Below are 16,950 nucleotides of genomic sequence, written 5' to 3'. Positions count from 1 at the left end.
GGCGAGGGCGGCGCGCGCCGGAGCCGGCGCGATCGCGGGGGCCGAGAAGCTCGAGACGAGGCCGGCGTTCGAGAGGGAGAGGACCGGGGCCGCGGAGTTCGCCTGAGCCGAGGCGCCGCCCGCCGCGGCCGCGGCGGAGCCGCCCACCGGGGCGCTGACCGCGCCGATGGAGACGACCTGGGACCAAGCCTCGGGCGCGAAGGCGCCGTGGATCAGCGCGAGAGCGAGAAAAGCGGCGGTAGCACGCATCGGCCGGGAGTTGGTTTTCATCGTAAGCCTATTATAGGAGGCGGGCCCGGGGGCGCTCATGGGCTTTCGCTCTAGGCGGGTCCGGACAAACGGCCTAGGCCCGCCTGGGCCCGAAGGAGTGTTCTTGATTTAGACGGCAACGACACCTATACTTGATGTCATGGAGACCGGGACCATCGAGACTCGCGCCGCGCGGTTCAGCGACCGCTTCGTCGCCTACCTGATCGACGCCGTCCCCTTCGCCGTCGGCGCGGCCGCGACCGTCTGGTTCCTGCTCGGCCCGCTCGCGAAAGCCCCCACCCCCGAGCTGCTGGCGCTCGTCGGGGCCGCCTGGGGGACCTTGGTCTTCGCCTATCAGCTGATCGGCAACCTGCGGGGCGCCACGCTCGGCAAGCGCCTGCTCGGCCTGCGCGTCGTCTCGCGCGACGGCGGGACGCCGGGCTTCGGGGCCAGCCTCATCCGCGCCGCGGTCTGGCTTCTCGGCACGACGGCGGGGAGCTTCGGCTTCCTCGTCGCGCTGTTCAACCGGGAGAACCGGACCCTCCACGACTACGCCTCCGGCACCGTCGTCGTCGAGGCGTACCGGAAGTCCGCGTCCGAGGGCGCGGCGCTGTTCCTCGTCGGGGCCTTCGCCGTCGTCGGCCTGTTCGGCTACCAGGTCTACGCCGGCTGGGCGCGGCCTACGCCGAGCGACCGCGCCGCCGTCGCCAAGGCCAACGAGGGCCTGGCGGTGATCGCCGAGGTGCAGGAGGCCTACAAGGCCAAGCACGGGACCTACGCGGCCTCGATCGAGCAGCTGGCCGAGGTGAGCGGCGATCCCGCGGAATTCCGGACGGCGATGGCCGCGCTGTTCCGCGCGGAGCCCTTCAAGATGGAGGCCGGGAACCGGGGCTGGCGCATTCGCGCGCAAGCGCGCGATCGTCATCATACGCCCGTCGTCCGCGAAGGACCTTAGCGCCTAGCGGGCGCGGAACTCGGCCAGGGACCACGGCCCGAACTCGCGCCAGGACGTGATCGCGCCTTTCGGCGGGACCGTCTCGAAATGCGCGCGCCGGGCCGACTTCATCGCGACGAAGGTCCGTCCCCCCCGTCTCGGCAGCGCCCGCACCTCGTCGTCGTCGCCGAAGCGCTCCGCGTTCGCCTCGTCGCGCTTCGCGTAGTGGAACTCCCCGACGAAGTAGACCATCTTGTCGACGGGACGGCCGGTGTAGAACTGCAGGCCGTGCAGGTAGCTGTCGTAGGTCCAGACCTCGTCGCCGGGACGCGCCGCGGCCTTCACGGCCAGGGACAGCTCCTTCACGCTGATCAGCGGGGAGGCGGCGGCGATGAGGGAGTAGGCGAGCAGGCCGCCGAGGACCGCGCCCAGGCCCAGCGCGAACGCGGGCCGCTTCGAGGAGGGAGCGTACGCCTGCGCGGCGCCGAGGACGAGGAGCAGCGCGGAGCCGAGCGCGACGAGTCTCCGGAGAAGGGCGGCGTCCGCGCCGATGGGCGGCAGCGACAGGTGCGGCAGGCGGAAATAGAGGAGCGCGCCGACCGCGGCGGCGGCGAGCAGGAGCGCCCCCAGTCCCCGGCACAGCCGCCAGGACCACTTCGGCGGACCGTCCTCGAGCGAGAGCGCCGCCAGGAGCGCCGCGTGCGGCAGGACCGGCAGGGCGTACGTGGCGAGCTTGGAGTTGGAGGTCGTGAAGAACGCGATGACGCCGAGCACCCACAGCGCGAGGGCCGCGGCGCGCGGGTCGGTGAACGGGCTGCGCAGCGTCTTGGCCAGACCCGACAGGAAAGGGGCCGTCCAGGGGAGCAGCCCGGCGGGCAGGACCGCGAGGTAGAACCACCACGGCGCGCCGCGCGCGTACTTCGGGGTGAGGTAGCGCTGGAAGTGCTGCTCGATGAAGAAGGTGTGGAAGAAATCGGGCCTTCTCGCCTGCACGGCGAGGAACCACGGCGCCGCCAGCGCGACGGCGAGGACGACGCCGAGGGGCGAGAGCAGCTTCAGCGCGGGGCGCCGCCACTTGGGGAAGAGGCCGATCAGCACGACGGTCCACAACACGGGGAAGAGGAAGGAGATCAGGCCTTTGCTCAGGAACGCCAGCGCCGCGGCGGCCCAGGCCGCGGGCGCCGCCCAGGACGCGTCGGCCGGCTTCTCCAGCACGCGGAGGACGAGCGCCGTCGTCCAAAGGAGGAAGACGCTGACGGGGAGGTCGAGCGTGAGGTTGTGGACGAGGAACAGCCAGAGCCCCGCCGTCGAGGCCGCCAGCGCCGCGGAGCGCCCGATGTTGGGCGAGTACAGCCACGAGCCGAGCCAGAAGACTCCCCCCGCCCCGAGCAGGGCGAGCAGCAGCATCGGCAGGCGCGCGGCCGCCTCGCCGGGGCCGAACGCCTCGATCGAGGCCGCTCCCAGCCAGTACCAGAGCGGCGGCTTCTCGACGTAGGGCATCGCGTTGAGGCTCGGCAGGACCCAGTCCCCCGAGGCCGCCATCGCGCGCGGGACCTCGGCGTAGCGGGCGTCGTCGATCTCGATCAGCGGCGATCCGAGGACGAGCAGCGGCAGCGCGAGGGCCGCGGCGAGCAGCCAGGCGGGCACGGCGGCGCCGGTCTTCATATCGCGACGACGACCTTCCCGAACTGGCCCCGGGATCCGAGCCGCGCGTGCGCGGCGGCCGCCTCGGCGAGCGGATAGACCTTGTCCACGACGGGGCGGACCTGGCCGGACTCGACGAGCGCCCAGGCCTCGCGCATCTCCGCCAGGCTCCCCAGCCGCGCGCCGATGATGCGCAGCTGCCGGCTGAACACGTAGCGCATGTCGAGCTCGACCTTCGGGCCCGACGTCGAGCCGCAAGTGACGAGGCGCCCCGAGGGCCGGAGGCATTTGAGGGCGTCCATGAACAGCGCGGGCCCGACGTGGTCGAGGACGACGTCGGCCATGGCGCCGCCGGTGAGCCGCCGGACCTCGCGCGCGAGGTCCGCGGGCGGCGCCGCCAGGACGTGCGCCGCGCCGAGGGCCTTCGCGCGCTCGACCTTCGCCGGGTCGCTCGTCGTGGCGATCACGGCCGCGCCCAGGGCCTTCGCGATCTGGATGGCGGCGGCGGAGACGCCGGCGCCCGCGCCGACGACGACGACCGTCTGGCCCGGCCGGACCTCGCCCAAGGTCTTGAGCATGCGCCACGCCGTGAGCAAAGTCAGGGGCAAGGACGCCGCGTCCTCGAACGGCATGCCCGCGGGGATGTCGAGCAGATGCGCGGCCTTGACGGCGAGGAGCTCCGCGAGACCGCCCTGCGAGCCTCCGTAGGCGCCGATGATGCCGAAGTCCGCGCAGTCGGACTCCCTCCCGTCCCTGCACGCCGGGCAGACGCCGCAGCACAGGCCCGGATGGACCGCCACGCGCCGGCCGCCGATCTCGCCGGCCACGTCCGAGCCGAGGATGTGCGGGAGCTTGACCTTCGAGCCGGGCAGCCCCTCGCGGATCCACAGGTCGAGGTGGTTGAGCGCGCAGGCGCGCACGCGCAGAAGGACCTCGCCGGGGCCGGCGACGGGATCGGGAACGGTCCCCAGCTCGAGGTTGTCGACGCCGCCGAAGGCCTTCAGGATGACCGCTCTCATGCGGTCATTCTACTAGATGACTCAGGGCTTTTTCAGCGAGCCTTGGAAGGCGGAGGAGAGCATGGCGACCATGCCGTCCTTTTGCTTGAGGGCCTCGAGCAGGCGCTGCCGCTCGCGCTCCCAGTCGGCGAAGCGGGCGACGATGCCGTCCCGCTCCTGGAGGGCGCGGGCCATGTGCTCGGACAAAGTCGCGACCTTGGCGCGCAGGTCGCTCGTCGCGGCGGCCTCCTGCGAGGCGCGGGCGTTCTCGTCCTCGACCCTGCGCTGGAGCTCGAGCATCCGCTGGTGCCAGCGCTCGTCGGCGGCGGTGCGCTCGGCGATCGCGAGGCGGACCTTTTCGGCCTCGGCGACCAGGGCGCGGGTGAGCTCGTCGCGCTCGGCGCCGAGCGACTCGGCGCGGGCGTCGCGTTCCGAAAGGGAGCGCTCCAAGTCCGCGATCCGGTTCTTGAGGGTCTCGACGTCCGCCTTCACGCCCTCGGTGCGGGCGTCCGCGGCGCGCGTCGCGGCGCGCTCGCGCTCGAGCTCGCCGGACAACGCGACGAGGCTGTCGCCCATCGTCTTCTCGATCGCGCGGCGCTCGTCGAGGACGGCGCGGAGCTGCTCGTGACGTTCCCGCATCGTCTTCAGGAGCTCGGACTTCTCGGCTTCGAGCTCGACGATGACCTCGTCCTTGGCCTTCGGCGTCGCGGTGAGGGCCTTCAGGATCCGGTCGAGGCCTTCCCGCACCGAGGCGGAGCCCGCGCCGGCCTCGCGCTGGCCGACGTTCACGGCGTCGAGGCGCTTGGCGAGCTCCGCGATCTGGTCGGAGACCGCGGTCTCCCGGTGGATCCGCTCCTTCAGGAACTCTTGGCGGATCGACTGGCCCTGCTCGAGCCACAGCTTCGAGAGCGCCGCGCGCTCGTCGACGAGGGACTGGAGGCGGTCGTCCTGCTTGCGCAGCTCGAGATCGTGATGGCGCTCCCAGTCGGAGAGGGTGCCCTGCAGCTTCGCGGCGAAATCCTCGAGCCGGCGCGAGATCTGCTCCTCTAAGCGGCGCTCGTCCTCCGGGATGCGCGAGGCGATGCCGCGCACCTCGGGGAGGAGGGCGGGCAGCTCCTTCATCTCGTCGCGCCAGCGGGCCACCTGGTCGGCGACGTCCTTGATCGCGCGGCGGAAGACGGCGAGCTCGGCCCCCAGCGCCGGCTCCGCCGCCGGGTGAACGGCGGCAGGCGGCTGGCGGGAGACGGCTTCCTTCAAGAGCTGGGCGAACGTCGCGTTCATCTCGTCGAGACGGCGCTCGAGGGCCTCGACGCGCCCGCGCGCGTGCGACTTGGCCTCCTCTCCGTCGCGCTCGGCCTTCTCGCGGCGCAGCTGGTCGGTCAGGGTCTTCAGGTGCCCTTCCACCTCGTTCTTCAAAGCCTCCTGCTGGGAGAGCAGGTTGGACGCGGCGGAGGCGCGCTCGCGCTCGGAGACGAGCTCTCGCTCCAGCAGTTCGATCCGTTTCTGAAAGAAATCCATCATCGGCGTCGGCGCGGGCACGCGCGGCGGCGGCGCGATCAGCTCCGGGCGCGGCGGAGCCGGAGGCACCGGGCGGGGCGGGACGGGCGGCTGGGGCTCGAGGGGGTCCACGCTATCTCTCCCGGTAGCGCCGCGAGATCTTCGCGGGCAGGTTGAAGCTGACGGACACGCGGTGTATCTGCGCGCCGAGCTCTCCCGTCGGGGCGAAGGCGTAGTCGAAGCTCAGGTCGGACAGCTTCACGCCGAAGCCGAAGTTCAGCATCGAGGTCATCCCGAGGGAATCGTAGGTCAGCGAGTTGAGACCGGCGCGCACCGCGCCCTGGATGTTCTTCTGGACGTCGACGGTGTACTCCATGCCGGCGGCGCCGTGGGGCAGGTTGTTGATCGGAGCGATCGCCTCGATCGTGAGGAGGAGCGGCTTGATCGGACGCACGCCGCCGCCGAAGCGCAGGCGCGTGGGGAGAGTGTCGCGCACCTGGTCGAACTTCTGGCCTACGCCGAGGTTCTGGATGGCCATCGAGATGTCGTAGGTCTGGGACGTGCCGTAGAAGCGGGAATGCACGCCGAAGTCGCCCGCGTAGGCGTTCGCGTGCGCGAGCAAGTCGGTGTGCAGGTACTTGACGGTCACGCCCATCGCGACGTCCACCTCGCTGTCCGACAGGTCGTAGATCGACTGTCCCCAGCCGAGCTCGGCGAGGTAGGAGCGCGGCTGGAACTCCCCCCGGCTCAGCCCGTTGACGTCGGTCCTCGTGATCGCGCCGACGTCGAGGTAGCGGACGCCGAAGGCGATGACCGAGCTGTCGTTGATGCGCTTGGCGGCGGACGCGGCGTTGTACGTGATCCCGGCGACGTACTGCGCGTGCAGGAAGGTGGCCGAGAAGCGCGGGACCTGCGAGAGGCCGGCGGGGTTCCAATAGAGGGACGCGGCGTCGTTCGTCGCCACGGAGTAGGCGCCGCCCATCGCGATGCCGCGCGCGCTCGTGTCGAAGAGCAGGAACTCCGAGCCCGAGGTCCCGACCGCGGCGCGGCCGAAGTCGGACGCGGCCGCGGGAAGCGCGAGCAGGAGCGCCGTGACGGCGGCGAGGATGGTCCTCACCGGATCACCGCCAGCTTGAGGATCTTCTTCGAGCCGCCGGACTCGACCATCACGAGGTAGACGCCGCTCGCGACGGACCGGCCGGAGCCGTTGGTGCCGCTCCAGGTCAGGAGGCCGGTGGAGTTGGCCTTGACGTCGAGCACCTGCTCGCCGCGCAGCGTGAAGATCCTGACGCGGGACAGGGGCGGGACGTTGTCGATGGTGACGTAGCCGTCGCGGCCCGCGTAATAAGGGTTGGGGAAGACGCGGGCGGTCTCAGCCGAGACGGAGAGCGGCACCTGTCCGACCTGGAACAGCGAGAAGTGGTTGATGCGGGCGGTCATCCGTCCGTTCGTCGTGTCGACGACCGTCTCGAGCGGGACGCAGGTATTGCTGCCCGGGTCGTAGCGCAGCAGCAGGGCGCGGCTCGTCGGGATGGTCCCGAGCTCGGCGGGCGCGTAGTCGAAGGTGAAGTAGAGGCTGCCGATCGGCTGCAGCGAGGGCGTGGGCACGATCGAGAAGGCGATGTTCGTGGCGCCGGGGCACAGGGTCGCGGCCGGCATGAAGGAGGAGACCGTGACGACCACGTCGGCCGGGAAGGCGTGGGCCGGGGCGCGCAGGGTGACCTGGCGGCCGTTGCCGAGGGAGCCGAACAAGGTCGAGTCCGCGGCGGCCAGCAGAGGCCCCTGGAGCGAGCCGACGGGGGCGCCGCCGTTGAAGGTCCGGGTCGTGACGTAGTTCGAGAACTGGGAGAGCTGCCCGTAGGGGTTGCTCGCGATGACGCGCACCGAGTAGGTGGCGCCGGTGACGAGTCCGGTGATCGTCGCTCCGCTCCCCCCGTACTTGGCCGAGAACGCGATCGCGGTGGAGACGTTGAGCGCGAAGCCGTCCGTCGAGTAGGTGACCTCGTAGGTCGCCGAGGACGAGTTGTTGTTCGTGCTCCAGCCGACCGAGATGGTGGTGGGCGTGGTCCCGAGCGTGGTCAGCTCCGACGGCGGGGCCGGCAAGGTGTACGTCGAGCCGAAGACCACCGGCGGCTCGTCGGACAGGACGCCGTCCCCGTTCTCGGCGACGATGTCGTAGCCGTACAGCGTCGACGGGATGAGCCCGCCGTAGACCTGGCTGAAGATGGCGACGACTGGGGGCGTCGTCGTCACCTTGACGATCGACCCGTCGCTCGCGAACTCGGTGAGCGTCGTCTGGTAGGGCGTCTGCAGCGGGTTGCCGTTGTTGGTCCAGTTGATCTGTAAGGTGCTCGTCGTCGGCGGACTGACGACCGGGTTGAACGGTCCGGGCGTCGCGGCGGCCGTGTAGGCCGAGGCGGACGGGGACAGGGGGCCCTCGCCGGCGCTCGTCACGGCGGAGACCCGGATCGAGTGCTCCGTGTTGGTCCCCAGGCCGATCTCGGTGAAGACGTTGGTGAGGGGCGTTCCCAGCAGGACGTTGTTGGTCGCGTTGTAGACCCTGTAGTTGGTCACCCCGCCCGGATCGTCCCAGCGCCAGTCGATCGAGATCGTCGTCAGGCCCATGACGATGGGCTGGGTCACGGGCGCGCGGGTCCGCGTCGAGACGATGGCGCTGAAGCTCGAGGGCAGCCCGATCAGGTTGAACGCCTGCACGCGGAAGTAATAGGTCGTGTTGGCGGCCAGGTTCGTGATCGTCGTGGAGGTCGCCGCGACGTTGAACAGTCTCGGAACGGGCGTCGAGACGTCGGTGACGAAGGCGTCGCTGGACTGCGTGACCTCGTAGATCGTGCCGGGGGCCGCGTTGCCGTTGTCGCCCCAGTACAGCAGGAGGTCGGAGAAGGTCACGGAGGCTATCGTCACGTTGATCGGGCAGGTGGACACCGTGTAGGTGGTCGGCCCGTTGGTGAGCGGGCCGTCGCCGCTGAGGGTGTAGCCGGCGACCATGATGGAGGTCGTCGCGCTCGGGGCGAGGCCGGTCTGGACGAAGGTCGGCGCGCCCGTGGCGGGGATCGAGGTGATGAACACGCCGGTCGTGGCGTTGTAGACGTTGTAGCCGTCCACGCCGGCGATGAGGTTCCAGGTCCAAGTCATCGAGGAGGTGCCCGCGGCGGTGCCGGCGAGGTTCGCCGGCGCCGCGGTGGGCTTCGCGGGCCCGACCTGGATCATCGTGCCGTTGGAGTAGATGTCGTTGGCGCCCATGCGCAGCGTGTACCAGCCGTAGGGCAGGCCGGCCGACGTGGCCGGGAGTGCTACGGTCAGCGAGGTGTCGAGCGTGGCGCCGTTGGCCGGGTTGATGAAGATCTGCGTGGTCAGGTCGACGGTGAAGCCGCCGTTGGACTGGGAGGCCGCGCCGCCGGAGCCGTCGACCTGGGACAGGACCATGTGCGGGAAGCTGAACGCGGAGTTGGCCGAGGCGGCGCCGCCGCCGGAGGCCTCGGTCCCCCCCCTGAAGCGGGTGCCGGTCACGGTCATGTTCTGGCCCGGAAGGAACACGGTCGTGGAGACCGCGCCCAGGAACGTCCCGGAGATCGTCGACTGGCGGAAGCTCGGAGGGGCGTCCTTGGAGAAGCCGTCGGGCGTATGGGTGAAGTACCCGGCCTCGGCCGAGTTGTACAGCGCGACGCCGGCTCCGCCGATGACGCCGTCGCTGCCGCCGATGCCGTACATCTTGTTGTTCAGCGCCAGCGTCATCGTATGGAAGGCGCGCGCGCCGCCGGCGAAGGCGACGCCGCTGACGCCGCCGCCGGTCACCCACGTGCTCGCGTTGACGTGGTAGTTCTCGATCGAGACCGGGACGTTGCCGAAGCGCTGCGACCCGCCGCTGATCATGACGTTCCCGTTGGGCAGGAAGGTCGCCGTGTGGTTGAACCGGGGCTGCAGCAAGGGCAGCGGGTCGGTGGACGTCCAGGCGTTGCCGGCGGGGTCGTAGATGAAGGAGCGGTTGGCCTCGCCGAGCCCGTCGTTGCCGCCCGCGACGAGGACGCGCCCGTCGAAGAGCAAGGTCGCGGTGTGAGAGCGCAGGGCGAACGGCCCGCCGGGCGTGCCGTTGCCGATCGCCGCCACGCTGGCGCAGTCCCAGGTGTTCAGAGCCGGGTCGTAGCGCGCGACCGTGCTCAGCGGGCCGCTCGAGTTGACGCCGCCGATGAGGAGGATGCGTCCGTCCCGGAGCTGGACCGTCGCGTGGATCGCGCGCTCGCAGCCGCCGGGCATGGTCGCGGCCGGGACCCAGCGGCTCTGCGTCGAGATGAATATCTCGGAGTTCCCCGTGATCACGTCTCCCGGGCCGAACCCGCCGGCGACGAAGACCTTCCCGTCGGGCAGCATGATCGCGCTGTGGTTGCTGCGCGAGCTGATCATCGGGGTCGTCTCGATGAAGCGCTTCGTGTCGGGATAGTAGATCTCGGCCGTGTTCGTGGAGCCCGTGCTCGCCGCGTTCGTCGTGAAGCCGCCGGCGATCAGGACGCGGCCGTTGGGCAGCAAGGTCGCCGTGTGCAGGTCGCGGACGTAGCGCATCTCCCCGTTGACGGGCGAGAAGAGCTCCGTGGCGGGAGTGAAGAGCTCGGCGTGGCTGAGGATGCTGGGGCCGTTCGTGCCGCCGGCGATCAGGATGTCGCCGTCCGGCAGCAAGGTCGAGGTGTGGAAAGCCCGTTTTTGCGCCGCGAGGCCGGTCGTCGCCGCGAAGTTCTTCTCGGAGGTGACGAGGGGCATGTCCAGCGAGATGTTCGAGACCTGCGTGGCGCAGGTCACGCCGCTGCAGGCGCGTCCGCCGAAGAACAGCTGGTCGTTGTTCGGAAGCAAGGTCGCGGTATGGCCGTAGCGGTTGTCGGCCGTGGAGCTGCCCCCCACCGGCGAGAGAAGCCAGGAGTTCGTCTTGGGATTGTAGGTCTCGGTGTCCGCGAAGACGAACTTGCGGATGACGACGGTGGCGACGTCGACGTTGAAGGTCAGGCCTTCCAGGTTGGCGCCGTTCATCGTGTAGGCGAAGTTCGCCGTCGCGGTCAGGCTCATGTCGGCGCCGGCCTTCGGGATGGACTGGCCGGAGGCGAAGCTCTGCGGGACGGTGCCGGTGAACTCGATATCGCCCGCGAGCGAGCTGAAGGTCATCGGGAGCACGAGCTCGGCGTTCCCCGAGGCGTCCAAGGTGACGGCGGTCGCCGGGACGGCGCCGCTGCCGCCGGTGAGGGTCGCCGTGAAGGAGCTAGGCTGAACGAGGACGGCCTCGGTCAAAGTGAGCGTGCCGCTGAGGATCGAGCGGCCGATGAACGCGTTGTCCACGGAGATCTTCACGGTCGCCTGGAAGCTCGAGCCGCCCGTGATGGTCGCGTTATTGTTCGAGTCGTCGATCGTGGCCGAGAAGTTCAAGGTGCCGCCGGTCACCTTCCCGTCGCCGCCGAGCGCGACGCCGACGCGCGGATAGTACACGACCTGGCCCTGCAGCTGAGAGACGGCGGCCTGCGGCAAGGACCTCTGGATATTGCCGCAGTTGCCGACGATGTTGCCCACGCTGAAGGGCTCGCGGCAGCCGACCGAGTAGCCGGCGAGGTTGATCCTCGCGCCGACAAAGGGGTTCGTCTCGCTGGCCGGGAGGAAGCGGATCGCGCCCCACGAGGGCATGACCGACGGCGACGACAGCCACACCTCGCCGTTGGAGATCATCCCGACCACGGGCTTGTTGAGGAGGAAGTCGAGGTCGATCAGGCCCGAGCTGCCGGCATTGATGGTCGCCGTCGGGACCACCACGCCGCCCGTCATGTCCGTCACGAGCGTGCTGCCGGCCCCGAAAACGTTCTGGCCCAGGCTGAGGGCCGATCCCGAGATGTAGGTCGTCGTTATATTGCCCAGGCCGCCGAGGACGGTGACCGTGCCGTCGGCGGAGAGCAGGGACGCGTGCGACTGGCGGCGCGAGCTCATCGTCGCCGCCGGGGTCACGCTGTTCGAGATCGGGTCGTAGATCTCGGCGCTCTCCGTGATGCCCTTGTTGGCCAGGACGTCGCGCTGATTGTAGCCGCCGACGACGAGGGCCTTTCCGTCGCCCATCAAGGTGGCGGTGTGATACGCGCGGGCCTCGATCATCGGCGAGGCGGACTGGAAGGAGCCGCTGCCCGGATCGAAGCGCTCGGTGGTCACCAGGTAGCCCCCCGTCGCCGTAATCAGGGGGTTGCGGCCTCCGGCGAACCAGACCTTGCCGTCCTTGAGCAGGGTGGCGGTGTGGTTGTAGCGCGCCTGGAGGAGGTTCGGCGCGGCGGTGAAGCTCCCGTTCGTGCAGCTCGTCGGGGTGTAGTATTCGCAGCTCTGGATCGCGTTGCCGACGATGTCCGTGTTGGTGTTCTGACCGCCGCAGATCAGGACCCGGCCGTCGTTGAGCAAGGTCGCGGTGTGGTTGAAGCGGGCGGTGAGCAAGGTCGTCTGAGCGCCCACCGGAGCGGCCCAGGAGCTCGTGGCCGGGTTGTAGATCAGCGCGCTGTTCGAGGGGACGGGCACGGCCGCGTCGTTCGCCGCGGTGTTGCCGCCGGTCGCGAGCACGCAGCCGTTGCTCATCAAAGTCGCGGTGTGCGAGGCGCGCGCGACGCCCATGCCGCCCGTGCCGACGACGACCCGGCCGATCGTGGCCGCGTAGAGCTCGGCGGTGGCGAGCGTGGTTCCGGCCTCGTTGACGCCGCCGGCGAGGAGCACGTCGCCGGTCGTCAGGAGGGTCGCCGTGTGGGCCGTGCGCCGGTCGGCGGCCGCGGAAACGGCCGGGAGCGCGGCCAAGAGGAGGGCCGCTGCCAGTGCAGTCGAGAGGCGTCGCATCGTGAGGCCGGTCATCAAGGTTGCGCCAAGCCGCGTGTGACCGCGGCCCGCGTTGGTCAGAGTGTAACCATGGCCTGTTACGAAATCAATACAGAAGCCTTTACCCGATCGCAACTAAAGTCACAAGGCAGGGCAGCCGGCCTATTAAGGTATGGTCAGGAGGGATGCGCCTTTGTCCGAGTGCGGGTTCTCGGGGTCCAGCTGTTTCTTCTTGTCCACCGAGAAGAAATAGCGGTAGGTGCCGGGGTTCAGGTACAGCGTGACGGTCCACGTGCCGTCGCCTTCGCGGCTCATGTCCTTGCGTCCCCCCCGGACGATGAAGGCGCCGACGAGTTCGACGCTCTTCGCTTTCGGCGCGAGGATCTTGAACTCGGTGCGCAGCGCCTTGACCTTGCCGTCCGCGGCGGCCGGAGCCGGCGCCGCGGAGGCGGCCGCGGGCTTGGGAGCGGGGGACTTCCCGCCCGCGTCGGCGGGCTTCGGGGTCTCGCGGTGCTTCGGCGCCTCGGCGAGCATCGAGGGCTTCGGCGGGCGCGGAGCGTCCGCGGACGGCTTGGCCGCGGCGACGGGCGCGGGCTTCGCCGGCTCGGGGGCCTTGACGGGCTCCGGCGCGGGCGCGGGAGCCGTCGAGGCGACCGGCGCCTCGGCGGCCTTGACGGGACGCTTGCGCGGGGCCGGGACCGGGGCGGCGACGGGCGCTTGCCAGTACTGGTACACCTTCGCGGCGACGGCGCCGGCGAACACGATCACGAACACCGAGTCGAGGACGAGCAGGAAGGCCCAGAGCTTGTGGGAGCCGCGCGGCGCGGGCGCGGACTCCGGGGTTTGGGGCGCGGGCGCGGGCGCGGGCTCGTCCTGGGGGTCCTTGTTTTTGCCGAGGCCGAAGAGATCGATCATGGAGTGTCCGCTCCGATTCTAGCGTGGTTCGAAGCCCGCGTCAACGCATTAACGGTAGCGCTCGATGATGGCGTCCCAGAGCCCCTGGCTGCGGAGGATGATCTCCACGAGCTCCCGGAACGCGCCGTCTCCGCCGCTCGCCTTGGTGACGAAGTGCGCGGCGGCCTTCACCTCGGGGCGGGCGTTGGCCGGCGCGACCGCGAGGCCGACGCGGGACATGACGGCGAGGTCGGGGATGTCGTCTCCGACGTAGACCACCTGGTCCTTGGTCAGCTTCTCGGCGGCCATGATCTCGGCGAGGACGGCCGCCTTGTCGAGCCGGTGCTGGTAGATGTGCTTCACCTTGAGCAGGCGCAGGCGCGCGTCGGTGCCTTTCGACACCCGGCCGCTGATCACGCCCGTGATCAGCCCCGATTCCGTCAGCCACGCCATCGCGATCGAGTCCTGGGCGTGGATGCCCTTGAACTCGACGAGCTCTCCGGCGGTGTCGACGAAATGGTAGATCGTCCCTCCCGTCAGCACGCCGTCGACGTCGGTCAGCACGATGCGGGCCCGCGCGGTCCGCGCCCGCAGGGCCTTGGGAGAGAGCTTGCTCACCGCGCGGCCGCCGCGGCGTCGGACAGGGCGTTCGACAGGGCGCGCAGCCCCTCGGTCGCGTTGGTCCCGAGGTCGAGGCGCAGCAGGCGCCTTCCCGCCGACAGCATCGCGGCGGCGTCGCCCTTCGCCTGGGCGCGGCACAGCTCGCCGAACGAGAAGGGCTTGCCCGGGACGGCCAAGGTCCCCTTCCCGGCGTCTCCGAGGACCAGGAAGACGCCCTTGGCGGGGCCGCCCTTGTGGAGCTGTCCCGTCGAGTGCAGATAGCGGGGGCCCCAGGAAACGGTGACGGGCGCGGTCGCGCGCGCGCTCGCGCGCAGCCGGATCTCCTCGATCAGGCGCCGGCTCTCGTCGGTCTCGGCGAGGAACGCCAGCACCGCCACGTAATCCCCGGCCTTGACGCGCGACAGGTGCGCGCCGAGGACCTCCCGCAGGGGCCGGTCCTGGCCCGCGTCGGCCTTCAGCGCCGAGACGAGGCCGGCGTCCGCGAAGGCGGCCAGGCCGCCCGCCCGCAGGCTCGCTTTCTCGGGAACGGCGTCGTTGAGACCGTTGAGGACCTCCCTGGCCTTGTCCTTCGCCGCCTGCACGTCGGGCTGGTCGAACGGGTTCACCTTGAGCAGGAAGCCCGCGGCCGCGGTGGCGACCTCCCACAGGAGGAATTGCGCGCCGAGGTCGAGGCTGTCGTTCATCTCGAGCCGCATGATCGGATGCCCGGCCTGCTCGAGCGCCGCCAGCTTCGCGTCGACGGCGGGCTCGGGCCGGTCCTTCAGCGCCAGGCGCACGAAGGCGCGGTCGCGGCCGTAGGCCGCGGGCGCGCCCAGGGGCTCGCCGGCCACCGGGAGGACGCCGCGCCCTTCCTTGCCGGTCGACTCCGCCACGAGCTGCTCGATCCAGAGGCCGAGGGATTCGAGCGACGGGGGCAGGACGAGGGTCAGCTTGTCGCGGCCGTCCTGCGCGTGCCGGCCGATGAACGCGCCGAGGCGCAGGGCGGCGTTGGCCCGCGTCGGCGTCTGAGGCGAGAACGTCCCGGCGGCCTGGCGCGCGCGGGAGAGCAGCTCCCCCGCGTCGATCCCGGCCAGGGCGGCCGGCACCAGCCCGAACAAGGTCAGCGCCGAGAAGCGGCCGCCGACGTCGGACGGGTTCAGGAAGGTCTTGCGGAAGCCGCGCTCGCGCGACATCTTGTCGAGCGAGGTCCCGGTGTCGGTGATCGCGACGAACTGCCGGCCGGGCTTGGCGCCGGGGCGGCGCGCGCACAGGTCCCAGAAGTAGTCGAAGAAGGCGTTCGGCTCGACGGTGCCGCCGGACTTGCTCGCGACGATGAACAGGGTCTTGTCGAGGTCGAGGCGCTTTTCGAGGGCGGCGACGGCGTCGGGGTGCGTCGAGTCGAGGGTCAGCAGCTCGAGGCGGCCCGGGGCGGAGCCGAACACGGCGCGCAGCACCTCCACGCACAGGCTCGAGCCGCCCATGCCGAGCACGACGGCCTGGCGGAAGCCCTCGGCCGCGGCGCCTTCGGCCAGCGCCTTGGCGGGAGACAGCGCCGCGCCGGAGACGATCGGCGCGTCGAGCCAGCCCAGCGAGTGGCGGATCAGCTTCTGATGCTCCTTGTCGTCCTTCCAGAGCGTCGGGTCCTTGGCCCACAGGCGCTCGGAGAAGCGCGCGGCCTCGAGCTCGGCCAGGCCCGCGTCGACGGCGGCGAACTCCGCCTCGAGCAGCGCGCGCTTGGCCGTCAGCTTGCCCATCAAGGTCTCGAAGGATTTCGAGAAGGACGCGAGGCCTTCCTCCTCGAGCTTCACCATGACCGCTTCTCGGTCCACGCCGAAGCGGGGCAGGGCGTTCCACTGCTCGCCGGCCTGGATGGTGTTCTCCTCGATGCTGAAGCGTCCGGCGCCGTGAGCGCGGTACGCGTCGACGGTCGCGGGCGGCATCGTGTTCACCGTGTCGGGCCCGATGAGCTCCTCGACGTACAATGTATCGCGGTAGACGGGGTTCTTGGTGCCGGTGGACGCCCACAGCAGGCGTTGGGGCAGGGCTCCCTTGGCCTTGAGCGCGTTGAACCTCGCGGAGGAAAAGACCTTCTTGCCGTGCTGATAGGCGAGCTTCGCGTTCGCTATCGCGGCCTTCCCGAGCAGCGCCTTCGCCTCGGGTTCCGGTCGTTTTTCAAGTATCGCGTCGATGGCGCTGTCCACGCGGCTGACGAAGAAGCTCGCGACGGAGGCGACCTTCGACAGGTCCTTGCCGGCGGCGGCGCGGCGCTCGAGGCCCTTGAGGTAGGCCTCGGCGACGGCGGCGTAGCGCTCGAGCGAGAACAGGAGCGTGACGTTGATCGAGACGCCCTCGGCGGTCAGGTCCTCGAACGCCTGGAGGCCCTCGACCGTCCCGGGCACCTTGACCATCAGGTTGGGGCGGTTGACGGCGGCCCAGAGGCGGAGGCCTTCGGAGACGGTCCCGGCGGCGTCGCGGGCGAGCGAAGGCGCGACCTCGAGGCTCACGAAGCCGTCGCCGGCCTTGGTCTCCTCGTACAGCGGGCGGAACAGGTCGCAGGCCGCCTGGATGTCGGCGACGGCGAGCTTCTCGAACAGCCCGGTCGGGGTCTCGCCGGGCTTGGCGTGGGCGCGGATGGCGTCGTCGTAGTCCGACGAGCCGCCGATCGCCTTCTCGAAGATGGTCGGGTTCGAGGTGACGCCGCGCACGCCGTCCTCCTCGATGAGGCGCTTGAGCTCGCCGGAGGAGATGAGCGAGCGGGACACGTAGTCGTACCAGACGGACACGCCGAAGCGGTGCAGATCGCGGAGAGGGTTTTTGTGGGTCATTTGTCGGCTCCCATTTTTGAATATGTCCGCTCGATGGCGGTGACTTTGTCCTTGCGGCGCTGATGGCGGTCGAGCCCGGAGAACCTCGCGTTCAGGAAGGCGCCCAGCACCTCGTAGGCGAGCTCCTGGCCGATGATGCGCCCCCCGAGGCAGAGCACGTTCATGTCGTCGTCCTCGACGCCCTGCCGCGCGGAGAAGGTGTCGTGGCACATGCAGCTGCGCACCCCGGGAACCTTGTTCGCCGCGATCGTGGCGCCGACTCCGGAGCCGCACACGATGACGCCGCGCTCGGCCTTGCCCGCCGCGACGGCCTCGGAGACGGCGCGCGCGTAGTCGGGGTAGTCGGCCGGGACGGCGTCGGTGTCGACGCCGAGGTTCAGGACCTGGTGGCCCTTCTTCTCGAGCCAGGCGTGGAGGAGCTTCTTGAGAGGGTAGCCGGCGTGGTCGCAGCCGAGGGCGATGTTCATCCGTTTATTCT

The 16,950-nt window shown here is 70.4% G+C and carries 11 protein-coding genes; 1 reads left to right on the top strand and 10 read right to left on the bottom strand.

Going from position 1 to position 16,950, the window contains the following annotated elements:
* Positions 1-270: hypothetical protein (locus HYV14_09115; GenBank protein MBI2386157.1), on the bottom strand; the 270-nt coding region annotated here is incomplete at its 3' end.
* A 139-nt stretch (positions 271-409) separates the two neighbouring features.
* On the opposite strand from HYV14_09115, the gene HYV14_09110 reads away from it, so the two are divergent.
* Positions 410-1,204: an RDD family protein gene (locus HYV14_09110; GenBank protein MBI2386156.1), complete on the top strand. Its 795-nt coding sequence runs from the start codon at positions 410-412 to the stop codon at positions 1,202-1,204.
* 3 nt (positions 1,205-1,207) lie between these two features.
* Here the strand turns inward: HYV14_09110 and HYV14_09105 are convergent, their stop codons facing one another.
* The 9 genes from HYV14_09105 to rpiB form a co-directional block, all read right to left on the bottom strand.
* Positions 1,208-2,848, bottom strand: coding sequence for a glycosyltransferase family 39 protein (locus HYV14_09105; GenBank protein ID MBI2386155.1), 1,641 nt, complete (start codon positions 2,846-2,848; stop codon positions 1,208-1,210).
* Positions 2,845-3,846: a zinc-binding dehydrogenase gene (locus tag HYV14_09100; GenBank protein MBI2386154.1), complete on the bottom strand. Its 1,002-nt coding sequence runs from the start codon at positions 3,844-3,846 to the stop codon at positions 2,845-2,847. The genes HYV14_09105 and HYV14_09100 overlap by 4 nt, the downstream gene beginning before the upstream one ends.
* A gap of 21 nt (positions 3,847-3,867) precedes the next feature.
* Entirely contained in the window at positions 3,868-5,454 is a 1,587-nt protein-coding gene (locus HYV14_09095; protein MBI2386153.1) for a hypothetical protein, read from the bottom strand.
* Position 5,455: 1 nt separating this feature from the next.
* Positions 5,456-6,439: a PorV/PorQ family protein gene (locus HYV14_09090; protein ID MBI2386152.1), complete on the bottom strand. Its 984-nt coding sequence runs from the start codon at positions 6,437-6,439 to the stop codon at positions 5,456-5,458.
* Positions 6,436-12,189 carry a fibronectin type III domain-containing protein gene (locus HYV14_09085; GenBank protein MBI2386151.1) on the bottom strand — a complete coding sequence of 1,918 codons (5,754 nt, stop codon included), beginning with the start codon at positions 12,187-12,189 and terminating at the stop codon, positions 6,436-6,438. Before HYV14_09085 ends, HYV14_09090 begins: the two co-directional genes overlap by 4 nt.
* Positions 12,190-12,318: 129 nt before the next feature.
* Positions 12,319-13,068, bottom strand: coding sequence for a hypothetical protein (locus tag HYV14_09080; protein ID MBI2386150.1), 750 nt, complete (start codon positions 13,066-13,068; stop codon positions 12,319-12,321).
* A 48-nt stretch (positions 13,069-13,116) separates the two neighbouring features.
* A complete protein-coding gene (locus HYV14_09075; protein MBI2386149.1) occupies positions 13,117-13,665 on the bottom strand; it encodes an HAD hydrolase family protein in 549 nt (182 codons plus the stop codon).
* Positions 13,662-16,472: a bifunctional transaldolase/phosoglucose isomerase gene (locus tag HYV14_09070; GenBank protein ID MBI2386148.1), complete on the bottom strand. Its 2,811-nt coding sequence runs from the start codon at positions 16,470-16,472 to the stop codon at positions 13,662-13,664. Before HYV14_09070 ends, HYV14_09075 begins: the two co-directional genes overlap by 4 nt.
* On the bottom strand, positions 16,469-16,939 hold the full coding sequence (gene rpiB, locus HYV14_09065) for a ribose 5-phosphate isomerase B (protein MBI2386147.1): 471 nt from the start codon (positions 16,937-16,939) through the stop codon (positions 16,469-16,471). The genes HYV14_09070 and rpiB overlap by 4 nt, the downstream gene beginning before the upstream one ends.
* Positions 16,940-16,950 lie beyond the last annotated feature (11 nt).

It is taken from the genome of Elusimicrobiota bacterium (assembly GCA_016182905.1).
Lineage (GTDB): Bacteria > Elusimicrobiota > Elusimicrobia > UBA1565 > UBA9628 > GWA2-66-18.
This window is presented reverse-complemented; position numbering and strand designations above follow the sequence as displayed.

Excerpts from the sequence above, each read along its gene's own strand:
- HYV14_09110 (MBI2386156.1), top strand. The coding sequence starts at position 410 with ATGGAGACCGGGACCATCGAGACTCGCGCCGCGCGGTTCAGCGACCGC.
- HYV14_09105 (MBI2386155.1), bottom strand. The coding sequence starts at position 2,848 with ATGAAGACCGGCGCCGCCGTGCCCGCCTGGCTGCTCGCCGCGGCCCTC.
- HYV14_09100 (MBI2386154.1), bottom strand. The coding sequence starts at position 3,846 with ATGAGAGCGGTCATCCTGAAGGCCTTCGGCGGCGTCGACAACCTCGAG.
- HYV14_09085 (MBI2386151.1), bottom strand. The coding sequence starts at position 12,189 with ATGACCGGCCTCACGATGCGACGCCTCTCGACTGCACTGGCAGCGGCC.
- HYV14_09080 (MBI2386150.1), bottom strand. The coding sequence starts at position 13,068 with ATGATCGATCTCTTCGGCCTCGGCAAAAACAAGGACCCCCAGGACGAG.
- HYV14_09070 (MBI2386148.1), bottom strand. The coding sequence starts at position 16,472 with ATGACCCACAAAAACCCTCTCCGCGATCTGCACCGCTTCGGCGTGTCC.
- rpiB (MBI2386147.1), bottom strand. The coding sequence starts at position 16,939 with ATGAACATCGCCCTCGGCTGCGACCACGCCGGCTACCCTCTCAAGAAG.